General features: G+C 43.9%; 15 protein-coding genes. 1 reads left to right on the forward strand and 14 read right to left on the reverse strand.

All coding sequences use genetic code 11. The features are described from left to right. Positions 1-83: 83 nt before the first annotated feature. Entirely contained in the window at positions 84-578 is a 495-nt protein-coding gene (locus CIK80_RS06085) for a pyridoxamine 5'-phosphate oxidase family protein (protein WP_095569236.1), read from the forward strand. 137 nt (positions 579-715) lie between these two features. On the opposite strand, the gene CIK80_RS06090 is transcribed toward CIK80_RS06085, so the two are convergent. The 14 genes from CIK80_RS06090 to acs form a co-directional block, all read right to left on the reverse strand. Continuing rightward, positions 716-1,477, reverse strand: a complete 762-nt coding sequence (locus CIK80_RS06090; protein ID WP_095569237.1) for a hypothetical protein — start codon at positions 1,475-1,477, stop codon at positions 716-718. Positions 1,478-1,682: 205 nt separating this feature from the next. Further along, positions 1,683-2,369, reverse strand: coding sequence for a CDP-diacylglycerol--glycerol-3-phosphate 3-phosphatidyltransferase (gene pgsA / locus CIK80_RS06095; RefSeq protein WP_062843649.1), 687 nt, complete (start codon positions 2,367-2,369; stop codon positions 1,683-1,685). 2,542 nt (positions 2,370-4,911) lie between these two features. Beyond that, positions 4,912-7,032, reverse strand: a complete 2,121-nt coding sequence (locus tag CIK80_RS06100) for a DUF3987 domain-containing protein (RefSeq protein ID WP_095569238.1) — start codon at positions 7,030-7,032, stop codon at positions 4,912-4,914. Between the two features lie 106 nt (positions 7,033-7,138). Continuing rightward, positions 7,139-7,720 (reverse strand): hypothetical protein, encoded by a 582-nt coding sequence (locus CIK80_RS06105; RefSeq protein WP_095569239.1) that lies wholly within the window; start codon positions 7,718-7,720, stop codon positions 7,139-7,141. Then, entirely contained in the window at positions 7,713-8,222 is a 510-nt protein-coding gene (locus CIK80_RS06110) for a hypothetical protein (protein WP_095569240.1), read from the reverse strand. Before CIK80_RS06110 ends, CIK80_RS06105 begins: the two co-directional genes overlap by 8 nt. After that, complete coding sequence (locus tag CIK80_RS06115) at positions 8,209-8,484, reverse strand: hypothetical protein (RefSeq protein WP_095569241.1); 276 nt, start codon at positions 8,482-8,484, stop codon at positions 8,209-8,211. The genes CIK80_RS06110 and CIK80_RS06115 overlap by 14 nt, the downstream gene beginning before the upstream one ends. Further along, positions 8,477-8,752, reverse strand: a complete 276-nt coding sequence (locus CIK80_RS06120) for a hypothetical protein (RefSeq protein ID WP_095569242.1) — start codon at positions 8,750-8,752, stop codon at positions 8,477-8,479. Before CIK80_RS06120 ends, CIK80_RS06115 begins: the two co-directional genes overlap by 8 nt. After that, the gene (locus CIK80_RS06125; protein WP_095569243.1) at positions 8,753-9,034 is read right to left on the reverse strand and encodes a helix-turn-helix domain-containing protein; all 282 of its coding nucleotides are present in this window, start codon (positions 9,032-9,034) and stop codon (positions 8,753-8,755) included. Between the two features lie 3 nt (positions 9,035-9,037). Further along, positions 9,038-9,265, reverse strand: a complete 228-nt coding sequence (locus CIK80_RS06130; protein ID WP_095569244.1) for a helix-turn-helix domain-containing protein — start codon at positions 9,263-9,265, stop codon at positions 9,038-9,040. Between the two features lie 121 nt (positions 9,266-9,386). Further along, positions 9,387-10,808, reverse strand: coding sequence for a hypothetical protein (locus CIK80_RS06135; protein ID WP_143516784.1), 1,422 nt, complete (start codon positions 10,806-10,808; stop codon positions 9,387-9,389). A gap of 117 nt (positions 10,809-10,925) precedes the next feature. Beyond that, complete coding sequence (locus tag CIK80_RS06140; protein WP_095569246.1) at positions 10,926-12,260, reverse strand: integrase arm-type DNA-binding domain-containing protein; 1,335 nt, start codon at positions 12,258-12,260, stop codon at positions 10,926-10,928. 268 nt (positions 12,261-12,528) lie between these two features. After that, positions 12,529-12,960 carry an MgtC/SapB family protein gene (locus CIK80_RS06145; protein ID WP_087041959.1) on the reverse strand — a complete coding sequence of 144 codons (432 nt, stop codon included), beginning with the start codon at positions 12,958-12,960 and terminating at the stop codon, positions 12,529-12,531. A gap of 125 nt (positions 12,961-13,085) precedes the next feature. Next, on the reverse strand, positions 13,086-14,264 hold the full coding sequence (locus tag CIK80_RS06150) for an FAD-dependent oxidoreductase (RefSeq protein WP_087041958.1): 1,179 nt from the start codon (positions 14,262-14,264) through the stop codon (positions 13,086-13,088). Positions 14,265-14,513: 249 nt separating this feature from the next. Further along, the gene (gene acs, locus CIK80_RS06155; protein ID WP_095569247.1) at positions 14,514-16,475 is read right to left on the reverse strand and encodes an acetate--CoA ligase; all 1,962 of its coding nucleotides are present in this window, start codon (positions 16,473-16,475) and stop codon (positions 14,514-14,516) included. Positions 16,476-16,546 lie beyond the last annotated feature (71 nt).

Below are 16,546 nucleotides of genomic sequence, written 5' to 3' on the forward strand. Positions count from 1 at the left end.
TTTTATCTCTTAAAACTGGTCACAGCAAATTTTAAACAAAATAATTCCAAACCCTAGCTGTTAAATAGTAAAGGATAACTATTATGAGTAAACAAGCACAAATGGACACCATTCAAGCAATGGTAAAAGACATCAAATATACGATGATGACCACTCGCAATGATGAAAATCATCTACATTCTTGCCCAATGAATACTACTGAGACCAGTATCGGTGCCAAAGAAATCTGGTTTATTGGTCACAGTCCTTGCGAAACCGTGAGCAGTATTGAAAAAAACCCTGAAGTGAACTTGGCTTATGTCAGTGAAGATGGCAAAAAATATCTTTCTATCACGGGTAAAGCTGAGCTGGTTGAAGACGAAAAAAAACTCAATGAGCTGTGGTCACCTATGTACAATGCCTACTTTGAAAAAGGCAAAGAAGATCCACGCGTTCAGCTGATTAAAGTCGTGCCACATGGCGCTGAATACTGGGCGAACGGCAATGCTATTACTAGCGCTGTTAAAATGGCAGCGGCAGCAGTCACCGATACGGCTATTGAAAAAAGCTTGGGTGAAAACTTCTCGATAGAGCTGTAATACCTTAAGCGTTTAAGTAATTTAAGCGTTTAAATATTAGAAGTAGACAGTAAAAAACGCCAATCGCGATTTGCGGCTGGCGTTTTTTGTGGTTTATGCTCATGTTTGTGACTAATAATGCTTGTATATGTTCGTCACTATTGTGGTGGTTTCGCATAACCCTTGTCTGCTGGATATGCTTTTGCTTGTTTGGGTTTGGGTTTGGGTTTAGAAGGATCGTATAGCTCATAAATCACCGTACCAATAACGCCCGTATTTTCTATAGAGCCGCTACTGGTATTCGCTGCATAAGCATTGTCTGGTTTGCTAAAAATAAAGGAGGCCACTGCACTTTGACTTTTGCGAAAGCCTTCAATCACCAAATCATCATTAGGTCTTAAAACGTATCCATCATCATAGCGACTGGCGGCACTGCCATTGAGAACATTTAGACCATCGACACTGGCAACGATTTCATAAGTATTGGCGCTGTTATTATGATACACCAGACGATAAGCTTGACCAGCCATACCTTTGAGATAGTAGTTACCAGCATCACGATACAGTGGTAATTTACCATTGTCAGTATGTATTGAGAACTCAACTTTCCCTGCCAATAATGACATACTGTTTACCGCACGGCCCTGATAATTTTTATCAGCATACGATATCTGCATCTCCTGAAGTGGATTGTCACTGGTACGACTCAGATCGACAGTAATAATCTCTGAATCAACATCATCACCCCACTGTGTACCCAACCGCTCTGATTCAGCTGCGTCTTGCAGAGACTCTGCTTGCACAGCCTCTGCTTGGATACTCGGTGCTGTTTCTCTCTGTATACTTGGCGATTGTGAACACCCTGCTAGTATCACCAACCATAAAGCAGCAGCGATCAATTTTTTCTTATGTAATACCATTGTTGTGTCCTCAGTCCAATGACGTTGTTTTATATTTTATCTAAAATCCTTGTCATTTGTTTGTTTTTTCGAGTATATAGGAACCACCCAAACAATCAAAGTAAAATACAACGGCTCTCTCGCACCTTTAAAAGCCAAACAATAAAAAACGCCAGCGGCTGATGCGACTGGCGTTTTTTGTGCATATGAATTTGACTATAAACAGCTACCCACTTTGTTTTAAGTAAGGCCAAGCCGCCTTTAGATAAATCATCATCGACCATAGTGTCAAAATGACAGCGCCAACCATCAAGATATAGCCAATCATTTCAAGCGACTGCCAGTTCAGCAGCAGTACTGTGATCGCGACCATCTGAAATGTGGTTTTAAGCTTACCCACATAAGACACCGCCACGCTGGTACTTTTGCCCAACTCTGCCATCCACTCACGCAGCGCCGATACCGCGATTTCGCGTGAGATAATGACGATAGCAGCAATCGCCATAATAATATTGGGGTGCCACTGTACCAAAACAATCAGTGCGGCGGCGACCATAAGCTTATCAGCAACTGGATCCAAAAAACGACCAAAGGCTGACATCACATTGAGTTTACGAGCAAAATATCCATCAAGCCAATCAGTAATCGCGGCAATGATAAAGACGCTGGTCAATAATAAGTGGCGTAATAAGCTATCACTGAACTCGCTCATGCCTACCCGTGCAATCACGTTATCTGAGATGGCAGGCAAGCCAATACCCATGGCAGGTGGCCAATAGGCAATCACCACAAACAGCGGAATCATCAGGATACGTGCAATCGTCAGATTATTGGGCAAATTAAAAATACTTTTTTCACTTTGCACTGGCAATGATTCTGGCTCTGGCTTATGCAGCGGTGTACTCTCGGTCATGGAAAACCCAGTCTATGGTGGACGTAAGAATGCTGGCTGCTAGCTTAGCACTTTTCATGGATGCCGTCATGCCATCTCTGTATCTTCCTCGATACTGGACATATCTTGCAACCTTTACTGCTTTTCTTACTCATACTTTATCAATCATTCTACTTATTTAAGCGAATTATTTGATATAGATATCTCAAAGCAACCTCTATAGTATTTTAAAGCCACGGCTACAGTTGTACACCAGAAGTTGTAAGCAGATGTAAGAATTTATTGAAATCTGGCGCTTTGGTATTATCTTAATTATAACAATAATAAAATGTTAGCCACTTACCTTGCAGCCTAATCGCATAATAAGTTTCCTCAGCCCATAGTCTCCTCCTCTGTGGGCTATTTTTTTGTCTTTAAACTATTGATTTATATATATTTAATATTTTTATACATCAATCTGACCACCAATTTGACCACCATTTGCTCAAAATTTTAATAGTTTGACCACCAATAATATGAACATGCCAGCCATTCACTTGACTGGGTTTTGAGTTTCAACATTCCTCAACATGCTAGCGCGGTGCTCGCTTACGATACCTGTCCATAAAGTCGCTTTAACCTCTTAACATGACTTTAACCTACTAATTATCGCTGCAAGTCATGCGCTTACGTTACTTGTCGCAAAAGTCGCTTTAACTTCTTTTTGAAACGGTTTTTTTCTTGTGCGTGTGAATAGGGGCGCTCTTATGTGGTTTGCCTGTTTAATCTCGATTTATAGCCCCCCTCGATACCTGTCCAGAAAGTCCCCTTTTTATGGACTCAAAGTATTATTTTGATTGCCCTCTAAGATGTCCGAAAACTAGCCAGCATTGGCATAAACTGCACCCGTGCGCGTACTGTGCCCATAACTCTAACGTGTCCAACAATCTACCTCGTACTTGTTAAGAAACTACCCCTTTTTATGGACTCTAAAAATTCCCTTATGCGTGCGCGTACTGTTCGCAAAAGTCGCTCTTTTTATGGACTCCAAAAACTCCTTTTTATATTGCGCAAAAACCCCGTCATTGGTGCTTGCTTCGCGCGCGTGCGTACTGTTCCATAAACTCATTTTTAACCCTGCTTATGATGTCCGTAAATTAGCCTTTGTATGGACTCCGAAAACTAGGCAACGGCAAGATAACGGCAAGGTTCAAGCCAGCATTGCGCGGTGTGTGATTTGATTTTGAATATAAGGTTTTATAAGGTTTGCTATATGTGGTTTTCTAACGTTTCAATGTGAGGTTTTATGAGGTTCTACTATGTGAGGGTTCAGGTTTTCAATGTTAAGTTTTATTAAGTCGGTACTGTCTGCCAATGTAAACAAATGACAACATGTAAGGCGGTGCAAATTGATTTTGAATGTAAGGTTTTGACAGGTTCACTACTTCGTATTTTCATTTTAAATATTGGGTTTTGTTGGGTTTTACGATGTCCAAAAACCTAGGGGAAACCTTAGTTTTTTTACACTATAAAAAGGGCTTGGCAGTGATCGCCTAACGTGTCCGAAAACTCACGTTTCATCAGGTGATAGAACCATAATTGGTTTTATCTGTCATTTGATACGGCTATGGCGTAGGGCTTCATCTGTACGCCTTGTACTGTCTGCCATTGAGTCAATTATCTAGTGTTTTAAAGTGGTCATCTCGTATCATGTGGTATAAAAAATAGGCTCAAATCTGAGCGCATCTATAATCCGTTACAGCCCTACTATAATTTAGCCCTAAAATTGCCTTATAGCCCATGACTGGTAAGTGTTTGCGCTCCATTCGCTTTTTGGCAGTTCGTAGCGGAATAGTTAACTTAAACCATGCTCAATATGTCCAAAACAGGACGCATCTAATTTTTGACAGATATATCCTGTTTTGGTGGCATCATGACGCTGTGGGCTAATGGTAGTAAGGTATCACGCTAACAGTTACCCCATTGGGGGCTGGTGATCGGTAAAACGTGGTAAAAGTAAAAACCGTTTCAAACTATACTTTTCTATACTTTTTTGGCTGTGTCACTGTTACCGTGATTTAGTTTTAAACCTTAACATACCTTAACATGCTGCCAGTGCTCAAACTGATCTCACGATAAACATTTATCAACATTATTCTTGACGGCATCGAGTAGCTGCAACTGGTTGCAAGTGACTGCTATCAATAAACTTAAGGGCTTGTACCTGCCTGCATGTTATTACGTCTTACTGATCTGTCTATGCCCTGTCTATAATTATGACCAATAAAAAAGGCAGACGATAAACGCCTGCCAATATAGTTTTATACCTAGAAAAAGTCGCTAAAGTTGCTAAAGTTGCGCTAATCCTTACGGGTTATGACTTGTAGCTTAGTTTGCATCTGCTAAGGTGCTGCTAAAGTTGCTATAGTTCCGCTAAAGTTAGCCATTCTTAGCTAAAGTTTAGCAAGTTTAGCAATGCTTAGCAGCGCACTACCTAAAGTTAAGCCCTTGACTGGCAAGGGCTAGATGAAGTTTAGCAAGTTTAGCAGCTTTTTAGGGTTAGCTAAGTTATAGCTAAAGTTAGCTATTCATTAATTAGCTTAGGATTAATACACACTAAACGCCTGCGCCCCTCACTCTCTAACCTGATATGCCCCATACTTTCTAAGTCATCAAGTAAGCTGTTCAGCTTCTTACCTCTTAGGGTATTGGGTGCATTCTGTGACACAAACGACTTATTCAAGATAGGTGGATTTTTCCCCCTCGCTTTGTCCACTAGCCAGCTACTTAACTTCTCACTGTCGTTCTGCTCACCTGTGGGTGTTGCATCAAGGTAGCGTAAGCGTTCGCTGGTGGAATACTCCACCAACATAAACGCCCGTTTAATATCATCAGCAGTGATCGCCTTACGTCCCTCAAAGAAAGCCATTAATGACGCTATACGGCTGGCGTTTTCTGCCATACGTGACGCATACGCTTTTAGATACTCCAACGGCTGCCCCTGTGCTTGTCTGTTCTCTATTGCCTGTTTGAAGTCAGTAAAGACTTGCCTAGTCTGATTGTCTGCCCATTGCATCTTAATGCGCTTCGGTGCGCCTATGCTGTCATTGGGTAGATTGGCTGGTGATGGATCAAGTAAGCTCTGACAGCGTGCCCAGTAGTCTATTAAGTAAGGGTTATCATACGGGCTGTCATTATTGCGCTGCTCATCGTTCCATACTCTTTGACCGCGTAAGTCCTCAGGGCAAGCAATCAATGCCCTTGCTAAAAACCCTTGCCCATTCATCACGGGGTCGGCTAGTGCTGGCTCTAAGATAACGCGCTGCCCTTGTAGTAATAGCGTCATACGCACGTTGTAAGCGTCTGTGTGCGGTGTTGCATAGGCAGACTTTTGCGAGCGCAAACGGGACACTTCACCATCACTGTATAGCGTTGTTAATGATGATAGCGCATTGCCTGCGGTATCACCTTTCATGGTGTGCCCGTTAAAAAACTGGGCGGCTTCGTCTGTCGTCCATGAAGCGTTACTGATACTACCATCAATAAATTTATCGAGTATCGGCTCAATGGTCGCTTCTTTAAACATGGTCTTAGGGTTTTGGGGCTTTGGGTTGTCCTCTAAGAAGTCGGCTAGCTCCTTACCCTTTAAACTTGCCTTGTTATTCTCCCATGATGACAGCTCAATAAGATAATCAGCATATAGCTGCTTCTCATACTCACGTATTTTGAAATGCGTTAAACCCATCGTTTGGCTTTTGCCTGATCCGCTTTCCCCCTCTGTGATTAATATTAAACTGGTCGGCATGTGCCCGTTGCCCATTGGTGCATCAATGAAGCGCTGCCCCATGTGTGCCAGTGCTCCTAAAACGCATTGACCTGCTATAGCGGTCGGTGCTTGCGTGTAGTGTGCGACTGCCTTAACAACGTGGTGTAACAAGCCTGTGAACGCCTCTATAGGGTAAGGCGTGGGCTTACTTGGATCATTGGCTAAAGGTTCAGGCGTGCCCCATACCTCGCTTTGTAGATCGAGTATTGCTGTATCGTCATCGGCTAGAATATTGGCATAGGTAGCGCCATTCTGTAGCTGTAGCAGTACATCAAAAACCGTAATAACTGCTTTGACGTTTGCCCCTGCCAGCGGCTTACAAACTTTGTCTTTTTTGTCTAAAGTAGTAAAGATAGTCACGGGATAAACTTCGGCAAAGTGACTGACCATGCTATTAAATAGCAGCTTATCAAGGCTTACCAGTAGCGTGACATTATCGGCTATGAGGTAGTAAGCCAGCTTTACAACGTCTGCCAGTGGGTCATCAATCGCTATGATCTCATTACCACTGTCTAACGTGCCAATGATTAAGGCAGACGGCTGCATACGGTCAATGATTAACGGCTCATGATTGCTGTTAGGTGTAATGCTGGCAAGGGTGACGGGTTCGTCTTGGTTACTGCTCAATACTAGCCCTATCGTGTCAGCCGTGGGCGCGTTCTTACCTGTATCAAAGCCTGTGGTTATGGTAATATCACTATCAAGGTGCAATAGCTTATCTTGTATGCCTAACTGCTCACATAGGTTATAAAGACTGAGTAATATATTGTCATCTGCCAGCCCTTGCCGTGTGGCTGCATCAAATCTACTTATCATCTCAAAGCCTGCGCTAAATGCGCGGGCTTTTTCATGGGTGGCTGTTTGTGGTGTGGTGGTCATCTGTTCCCCCTTGCTTGCGACTGGTTCGGTTTGCGCTGCTCTCTATACTTTTTGTAGTAGCTTTTGCGCTTGGCGTGTTTACGGCTTTGCTTTGGTGGGTAGGTTTTCACTGTTTACCCTCCTTGCCGTAGCGAGTCATTGCTAGGGTTTCTTTGATTGAATTTACCTGATTTTGTAATAGGTCATACCACGTTACCGTAGCGTCATGCGTCAATCTCGCCATTGATATAGCGGTGTGCTGCTCTATTTTTTCGTAGTGAATAAGTCCTAACAGACTACCAATGTCACTTATTACAATAGACGCGCTTTCAATGTCACAAGCAATATCTGATAAATCAAAAGCAGATATTAAAATCACTTCTTTATCGTCTGCTTCGGTGGTGTCTATTACTTTGCGCTGGCTTGATTGGCTGCCACTGTATAGCGTGGCTATTGCTTGGCGGTTGGCTTTGGTGTCATGGAATAATGACGGGGCGGCATCATCGCGGCTTACCTTGCCGTCATTGCGGTAATGGTATGTTTTGCCGTTGGTGGTAAAGCCTAAACAGCCGTATTCTTTATCATTGAATAGCTGATAATTACCACTGCCCACAGACGGACACAGCACGCTATCACCTGCCTTGAATGTGGCTGGTGTGTGGTTGGTAGTGGTTTGAGTGTTTGAGGTCGTACGGATTGAATTAGGCATGATAGCCTCCTAGTAATTTAGTTAGTTTGTTGTCACCCATAAAAATAGGGTGACGGGTCTTAACTACCGTTACTAGACGGTTGAGCTTATTTACCGTAAAGGCTGTTGTATTAGGCTCTATCAACCCGTCATAGATGTTTGCACCAGTGACGGCGCTAGATATATGACGTGCCTGTATAAAGACAGACGTATTTTTATTCATGCCTGTAGTAGCTTGCTGATTAGTAGTCAGGCAAGTTTTAGGCACAAAAATAGCCAATGAATGACGGCTTGGCTTAACCGCTAGTAATTTAGTAGTGAGGCTATGATAACCGCTGTTATCATCGGTTGCAATCGGTTTTGCATTCACTGGCTGGCACGCTACCAATGACAATAGCAAGCCAATACCTGCCACCCATGCCATGAATATGATAAAGCTAAGTAGTAAGCCGCGCTTATGTGGCTGTGTGCGATTGTGTGCCCCGTGGCTGGCTTTTAGACTGGTTCTGTTATCTTTGGTCATTTCTTACGTCCTCCACGTTGAAAGCGATTTCTGCAATGTTTTTCGATAGCTCTTTTAATGACTCCACTTGTCGGCTGCCTGTCGGTAACAAGCTGCCTAGCATCTGCGTTTCTATTTCTGCTAATTGGGTCATGGTGTTAATGATGGTCACATTGGCGTGCAAGGTAATGATTAGCTGGTCAATAAAGCCATCAGGCATCATCAGCACGCCTTGATCTTTCAACCCGTCCATGACTTGATTTATAAAAGTGTTATCACTCATAGTCATTCACCTTGATTTCAGGCAGTAATATAAGCCCGTCCATCTGTTCGCTTAAGATGGTTGCTAGTTCACTGTTAGCGAGTAGGGCGCTTCTAACTGCCACTATCACGCCCTTACTTGCTTCATCATCGGTCTTGATCGCACTAAGCGCCATTGATAGATGCTCGCTATCGTTTGATAGGTCTTGTATGCGCTCATTAATGATAGACAGATAATAGCTATCTACTGCCACTAGGCGCGGTTCTAATATGTCGTTTGATTGGCTCATTTAGTTCACCTCGCTGTTAGATAACTCGCTTTCAAGCAAAGTTTGCTCATCAAGCCAATAGACAGAAAACCGCTTGTCGTTGTGAGTGACTATCTCGCTTTGAATGGTTAGCCCTGCGGTTCTTAGATCATGAATGCGCTGTGCTAAGCATGTGATTTGATAAAGGCGGTAAGCGTCCCATGTGGTGATCGTTGCGCCTGTCATCAGGTGCGCTCTGACAATATCAATCTGTGTCTTAGGTGCTGGCTGGTTGGTCACTGGGGCGGTGGCTGTAGTCGTCATGATCTACACCTCGCTAGTGGCTGAATGTTGGCGCTCAAGCCATGCCAATAGGTCAGCATTTCTAAATAATAGAATGCCGTTGATGTCGGTAGGTTTTGGGAATTTGTCCGCTTTCCACCATCTGCGTAACGTTTGGTGGTGAACGCCTATGAGACTTGCGGCTGCCTTGATGCGAGTTTGCCCATTAGGGTGTAACTCTGTGGTGGTGGGGGTGTTCGAGATGTTTAGCATTTTGCTAACTCCGATGTCATGCCGTTACTTGGCGTTGATTTGAGTTAGCAGTATGACTTTTGATACGAGGGTCATATAAGGTCACATGACGGTCACATGACCCTTAAACTTCGATATGACCCTACTTCTTGGTGCAATTAATTTTTGCTTGATTGGCTCTTTTAAGCCAGTCTGCTACAAAGTTTTTAGTTACTGGTGTGCCATGTGATTGTGAGGCGGTAACGATTAAATCATTAGCTAGCCCCTTACCCATTGGGGGTGATAGATCGTAGTCATGCTCTTTTAGAATAGCGTAAAGCATACAAGCCACTTTAGTTTGTGAGTTAGGCGCTAACTCTTTGTCATCGGCTGGCATGTTTGCCAATGTTGCATTAGCTTTGCTTAGCTGCTCTTTGAGTTCTGCACTATCAGCGTTTGCTTTATCAAGCTGTGCTTTGAGTTCTGTTATCTCGCTTTTGTTCTGCCTGTAGGTATCTATAGCCGTGTTCAATCTAGCTGTAAGTTTGTCATTATCAGTTTGAGCATTTTCCAGCTTTGCGAGTAATTCACTATCATTCTGTGCTGGTGTATCATCTTGACTGGTATTGGCAAGTGAGGCTATATAGCTATTCAGTGCACGCTTTGAAAATCTGATTTCCCCAGCATCAATATGTGTTAGCTTAAATTCCTCAGCTTCCTCAAGTCCTCGCGGCTTATCATTAAACAAGAATACATCGCTACTATCTGCAAATTTGGCGGTTTTCTTTTCAAGAATGCTGTAAATCATAACCCCATCGTTTGGTAATCTCATATAATCATCATCACTACAAATTTCTTCTGCAAGTGATCTATATGTGAAATAGCCTGCCACTAATTCTGTGTAAAAACCATAATCTCTATCATCGCTATCACCTATAAAGCTGCCAACATACCCGTCAAAATAAAAGCATGGGGTAATGAGTTTTCGCCTTGCTATATCTCTTAGTTTTACATAGTCATAAGCATTATAATTAAGAAAACTTAATGTTTCGGCAAGTGTTAGATAGTCGTCCTCACGGTTTTTCTTATGTTGATTAATGTCGTAAGTTCTACCATACACATCATGGATAAGGTTTGGGGGCAATGTCCTATCTTGGTTTACATTCAATTCAGGGAACAAACTTTTAGGCATATCATCATTATGATAGTTTTTAATATATTCCTTAAGGTCTGCAATTTTAATCGTACGCCTTGGGTGTGCTATATGACCTACCGCAAAATCCGTTAGACTCTTAAAACCACTTTCCCCTCCATCTCTACCCATTTTTAGAAAGTTGTCCTCAAATGCTTGATGCAATACTAAGCACCTTGGTTCTACACAAGAAACATAAGGGTGAATAAACGTACCTCTTTGCAATCCATTGTCATCACCTTTAGGTTGGCATTGGCTTGCCTCAAACTCTAATTGGTCGTTAGGTATGCCACACCATATCAAGGCTGCTTCTAGCACTGTAAAATAATCATACCTGTTCTTTATATCATCACAATTATTGAACTGGTCGTAATAACTCTTATCTTTACTCACATTCACACCCCTACACCCTTAAGCAAAAATAGGAGCAAGGCGGTGACAGCATAAGGGTGTGAATAGCTGTCGTTCGGGTAATTAGTCCTAGCCTTGCATGGTTGGTATTACATGGCGTTAGCCATGCTTTTGTGATCGTTGTTTAAAGCTGGCATGAATGACATTATCAAACTTGCCTGCCTTAATATTATCTAAGTAGTTCGCCCAGTCCGTCATCATGCGCGTTCGTTCAGGTACGGCTTGCATACGGTTATACGCCTTGCCGTACTTGTTAAGCATTTGGTGTCCTAGCTGTATCTCTGTTAGCAGCTCGTCATAGCCTAATCGTTCCATCAGCATAGTTTTTGCGCTGGCTCTGAACCCGTGGGGCGTGTGTACTTCTTTATAGCCTCTGCCCTCGTAATTGCTACCAATGCCCGTGCTATTCATAGATGGATCATTCAATACTTTGTTAATGGCTTGCGGATCATGATGCGGTGCTTTCTTACGGTTGGCATTGTGGAATACATAATCATGACCACCTGTGAGTGACTGCATTTGCTCTATGACGGCTATTGCTTGCGGTGCTAGTGGTATGACTAGACTTTCCACCATGTCCTCGCGCCTCTGTCCCTTTTGAGGGGTAAAAACCCATTGCTTAACGTTCAGGTCAATATCTGCCCATCGCATCGCGCATATATCACCTACACGGGCAAAAGTAAGCGTTAATAGTTTTAATATCGGTTTGTTATAGACTTGCTTGTCACTTAACCCGTCAATATCTCTTAATAAGACGGCAAAGTCTTTGGGGTCTGTCAGTGACGCATGGTGTTTGGTGCGTGTGGCTTTTAATGCCTTAGCGCCTGATAGCTGGGTTACTGGGTTGTACTCAATGAAGCCTTTTAACACAGCATGGGCAAAGATACGCTGCGCCATGTGCTTAACGCGGTTGCCCTTATGCACATGCTTTCTTTGTATGTCACGGCATAGCGTCAATACTTGCTGGCTTGTTATCTCACTAACTGGGAATTTGCCAAAAGTGGCAGTTAATGGCGCTAGGTAGTTATTGATGTTTTCTAGTGTGCTTGGCGCTGGTTGGTGATCGGGGTTACTGGTTTGCTCATATAGCCAGTCATCAGCTACGGCTTGAAATGTGTTGGTTATGGCGGTGGCTTGCTTTACCCGTTCACTATCGCGCTGTGTGATTGGATCAATCAGTTGGGCAAGCATACGCATATTGTCGGCATGGGTCTGTCTTGCCTGCTCAAGCGTCAAAGCTGGGTATTGTCCTAGTGTCATCTCTTTACGCTTACCAGTGATAGGGTGCGTGTAGCGGTGCTGAAACTCTATACAGCCACCACGTAAGCGCAAACGTAAGCCAGCATAGCCACCAATGGTGTGATAAACGCGCTTTTGTCCCTGTGCGTCTTTGATCGCTCGCTTGATTTGGGTATCAGTTGTTAATGCTGCCATGACCACGCCCTTGTTACCTATTTACAGTGATAAATCTGACCACCAATTTGACCACCATTTATGTAACTAATTGGTGGTCAGTTGTGATAACGCTAGATAATAGATATTAGCACGTAATGCACGTAATATATAGGCTAAGGCTAACTTTAGATAACGTGTGATAACAAGAAAAACACCCCCTCTGTGGGCTTTTTTTTGTCTACTCTATGATGAATGAGACATTGTTCTTTTATTTATTGCTACGCGGTGTCACCTCTTGCTTCAGCGTTTATAGATGTTCCTTAGTCTTAAAACTCTCGGAAAAATGAAGAATCAAGAAGCCCACTACCGATAAGATGATGGCAATCTCATAACGACCATAAGCGATCGAAATCCCAATCGCACCTGTATTCCATAAACTAGCAGCCGTCGCTGTCCCTTTTGACCCTTTTTCATTTTTAAAAATAGCGCCACCGCCAATAAACCCCATACCAGTAATGACAGCATACATAATCCTAGCCTCACCAGTAGAATCATAAATGTCCATGCCTACAAGCATAAAAGCACACGACGCAATCGTTACTAATGGGAATGTTCTAAGGCCTGCGCCATTATCTTTCATCTCTCGATTGAGAGCGATTGGCAGGGAGAGGATAAAGGCCACACTTAATTGAAAAAAGTGATAGCCCAATAGACCAAAATCTATGTCAAATCCAAACATGTCGCTTTCCCTATTTTTGAAACCCGTCCAGTGACAACAATATGCGCTTTATATTCGTATATCATTACCTTCTATCGTTGGTCATTTCACTCAAAGGCTGTTTTGCCCAAGTACATAATTATCTCTTAGTAAGAGACAATAGCGGTAACGGCTTCTTGTGCCATTTGATAACAGCTTTCGATATTGCCTTGTCCGCACCAATCGCCACTGACAATCCAGCGATGTTGGCGATCAACCAAAGCGCCTAATATCTCACGCCTGTCTTTACCATCAACCACGGTTGCGGCATAACGCCAGCGATGACAGTCGATTTGGCTGGGCGCACTGCTTTTATTCCAATGCAATAATTGCTGCGCCGCTGCTAGCAGTTTTGCTTTTACTGTCTCAATATCGTCATCGACGTGCTCCTCTGACCAATCATTGCGAGCATGAATAGTGATACTCGGTAGTAACTCATGATTGGCAGGCTTTTGATGTTCGATGAACACTCGGTCTAGTATTGAGTCCTTAACATAAGCCACATCCCAGCGATCTATTTTTTGATGGTCTAACGCCTCAGGCAAGGATTGTCCTTTCTCCCAGCCCAGCATTAAGGTATAACACGCCAGCATTTGCGGCATGGTAATATCCGCCTGCCGCTCAAACCCACTGTTTGCCATCATATCTACTGCCTGAGCGTTAGGCGCTGTACAAATCACCCAATCAAACCAGCCAAGACTGGTACCCGTATCATCAAATAGTTCGGTTTGTTTACCAGCTTCATGCTTTGTGTATTGCGTGAGTGACGCAACTCGCGTCTGAAACTCGATGGTCGTGTGTGCCAATTCATCAGCCAATGCACGTCCCCAAGCCGTCATCTTTGGTGTGCTGATATAGCGCGGTTGCTGCGTATTCCATTGCTCTTTGTGTTCGATATTGGGTAATGCCTCATTTTCATCTTTAGTTACTGGCGCAGGCGTCATAGTGACCACCTGCGCGCACCACGGTTGTAGCAAACCTGTCACGAGCCAAGGCTTAATAAATTGCTGAAACGGCGCGGTCTTCGCCGTAAAAAACTGCGCACCAAATGCCCATTGCCAATTCTTGCCTGTGGTACTGTTAGTACGATAACGAGTCGCTAGTCGACCCACACTACGAGATTTTTCAAAAATAGTAATGTGCGGGCTGCGAGATGGTTGTTGGTTTTGGCCTTGATTGAACGCCCGCTCTAGTAACGTGGCGGTAAATAGCCCAGTCAGCCCTCCACCAATGATAGCGATTTTTGGCAATGCGGTTTTGGTGGCAGATAAAGAATGATTGGTCATAATGACAATAGGCCCTGTATAGCGTTCAATAAAAAAATGTATAGGTAAAATGGCTCAACCTAATATTGAACCTTTAAAATCCCTTGATAGCAATATCATCTGCGTAAAAAAGCCATGCTATCTTCTATAACATGGCTTCTCTTAGATATGACTTCTCTTAGACATGGCTATGATGGATTTACGTGCTTACTCTCACTTGCACTCAATGAGCACAGTTAGCCATCGCCTTTAATCAACTTGTATCCCAGCTTATTTTTTACGTTCCGCTTTGACGATATCAATCAGCTCAACAATGACTGAGCTGTCAGCCAGCGTAGACAAGTCGCCTAACCCGTCATATTTCCCTGCTGCTAAGCTCCGCAGAATACGACGCATGATTTTACCCGAACGGGTTTTTGGCAGCGCATCGACAATATAAATGGCATCTAAATTGGCAATTGGCCCAATCTCGGCACGCACATGACGATTTAGCTCAGTTTTTAGGGATTTTGTTGCCTCTTCACCAGATTTTAGGATAACAAAGGCGCAGACACCAGTACCGCGAATCTCATGCGGCATACCCACAATCGCAGCTTCAGCAGTAGCAGGATGCGCAACGACGGAGCTTTCAATTTCGGCAGTGCCCAAACGGTGACCTGATACGTTGAGCACATCATCAACACGCCCAGTAATCCAGTAGTGTCCATCTTCGTCGCGCTGCGCCCCATCGCCCGTAAAATAATAGCCCGGATAATCACTAAAATAAGTGGCCAAAAAGCGTTTGTGGTCGTTATAAACTGTCCGCATTTGTCCTGGCCAGCTGCTGTTAATCAGTAGATTTCCTTCGGCAGCACCTTGTAGTATCTCTCCATCACTATCGATAATTTCTGGTTTGATCCCGTACAGAGGATTCATCGCAGCCCCTGGTTTGAGGTGGTCAGCGCCTGGCAACGGTGCCATTAAGATACCGCCTGTTTCTGTCTGCCACCACGTGTCGACAATGGGACAACGACCATCACCAACCACATGATAATACCAATCCCATGCTTCGGGGTTGATCGGCTCGCCAACCGACCCAAGCAGACGTAGGCTTGAGCGATCCGACTCACGAACGAAGGCGTCGCCCTCTTTCATCATCGCTCGAATCGCTGTGGGTGCCGTATATAAAATCGTCACGTCATGCTTGTCAATAATGTGACCAATACGCGCCCATGTCGGATACTCAGGCACCCCTTCAAACATCAAGGTCGTCGTTCCATTGGCAAGTGGCGCATAAGTGGCATAAGTATGTCCCGTAATCCAGCCGACATCCGCTGTACACCAATAGACGTCATTGTCTTTTATATCAAAAACATCTCGGAAGGTAGACAACGCATAGGTAATGTAGCCACCCGTGGTGTGCACCACGCCTTTTGGCTTACCCGTAGAACCAGAGGTGTATAATAAAAACAGCGGGTCTTCAGCATTCATCACCTCAGGCTCGCAGTTCACAGATTCCCCATCGACCAAACTGTGATACCACACATCACGGCGACCGCTCATCGGTACAGAATTGCCTGTACGATGGACGACAATGACGTTTGTCACACTGTCTGTCCCATCCATGTCCAACGCGCGATCGACATTGGCCTTAAGCGGGGTACGCTTGTTGCCACGTATGCCTTCATCAGCAGTAATGACAACTTTTGATTGGCTGTCGATCAGACGATTACCCAAACTCTCAGCAGAGAAGCCGCCAAAGACTACTGAATGGACAGCGCCAATACGAGCACATGCCAGCATAGCAATCATGGCTTCAGGAATCATCGGTAAATACAGCGTCACGCGATCGCCTTTTTCTACACCAAGCTTACGCAGGGCATTACCCAGCCTACAAACCGCAGCATGCAATTCTTTAAATGAGATGATTTTGTGTAAAGAGGGATGATCGCCCTCCCAAATAATGGCAGGCTTATAAGGGTTTTCTTTTAGGTGTCTATCGAGGCAATTGACAGAGATGTTTAACTCGCCGTCCTCGAACCACTTGATGCGAAAATCGTCTAAGTCATAATTGACGTCACGGATTTTGGTGGGTTTTTTTATCCAATCAATCAGCTCAGCACGCTGTGCCCAAAAGTTGGCATTGGCATCAGGTGATTCAATCGATTGCTGATACTCTTTGCTATATTGTTCGGGTGAGGTGTTGGCAGCAGCGATAAATTCGGCGGCAATGGGAAATGATTTCTGTGTCATAGTGTTCATCCTTGTTGATTATTATAATCTGTGTTCATAAACGTCGATCACGACGTCTCGTACAGGTCATC

The organism is Psychrobacter sp. JB193 (genome assembly GCF_002285555.1).
Taxonomy (GTDB): domain Bacteria; phylum Pseudomonadota; class Gammaproteobacteria; order Pseudomonadales; family Moraxellaceae; genus Psychrobacter; species Psychrobacter alimentarius.

Excerpts from the sequence above, each read along its gene's own strand:
- CIK80_RS06145 (WP_087041959.1), bottom strand. The coding sequence starts at position 12,960 with ATGTTTGGATTTGACATAGATTTTGGTCTATTGGGCTATCACTTTTTT.
- CIK80_RS06100 (WP_095569238.1), bottom strand. The coding sequence starts at position 7,032 with ATGACCACCACACCACAAACAGCCACCCATGAAAAAGCCCGCGCATTT.
- CIK80_RS06085 (WP_095569236.1), top strand. The coding sequence starts at position 84 with ATGAGTAAACAAGCACAAATGGACACCATTCAAGCAATGGTAAAAGAC.
- CIK80_RS06105 (WP_095569239.1), bottom strand. The coding sequence starts at position 7,720 with ATGCCTAATTCAATCCGTACGACCTCAAACACTCAAACCACTACCAAC.
- CIK80_RS06125 (WP_095569243.1), bottom strand. The coding sequence starts at position 9,034 with ATGACGACTACAGCCACCGCCCCAGTGACCAACCAGCCAGCACCTAAG.
- CIK80_RS06120 (WP_095569242.1), bottom strand. The coding sequence starts at position 8,752 with ATGAGCCAATCAAACGACATATTAGAACCGCGCCTAGTGGCAGTAGAT.
- CIK80_RS06115 (WP_095569241.1), bottom strand. The coding sequence starts at position 8,484 with ATGAGTGATAACACTTTTATAAATCAAGTCATGGACGGGTTGAAAGAT.
- CIK80_RS06110 (WP_095569240.1), bottom strand. The coding sequence starts at position 8,222 with ATGACCAAAGATAACAGAACCAGTCTAAAAGCCAGCCACGGGGCACAC.
- pgsA (WP_062843649.1), bottom strand. The coding sequence starts at position 2,369 with ATGACCGAGAGTACACCGCTGCATAAGCCAGAGCCAGAATCATTGCCA.
- CIK80_RS06090 (WP_095569237.1), bottom strand. The coding sequence starts at position 1,477 with ATGGTATTACATAAGAAAAAATTGATCGCTGCTGCTTTATGGTTGGTG.
- CIK80_RS06130 (WP_095569244.1), bottom strand. The coding sequence starts at position 9,265 with ATGCTAAACATCTCGAACACCCCCACCACCACAGAGTTACACCCTAAT.
- CIK80_RS06140 (WP_095569246.1), bottom strand. The coding sequence starts at position 12,260 with ATGGCAGCATTAACAACTGATACCCAAATCAAGCGAGCGATCAAAGAC.
- CIK80_RS06150 (WP_087041958.1), bottom strand. The coding sequence starts at position 14,264 with ATGACCAATCATTCTTTATCTGCCACCAAAACCGCATTGCCAAAAATC.
- acs (WP_095569247.1), bottom strand. The coding sequence starts at position 16,475 with ATGACACAGAAATCATTTCCCATTGCCGCCGAATTTATCGCTGCTGCC.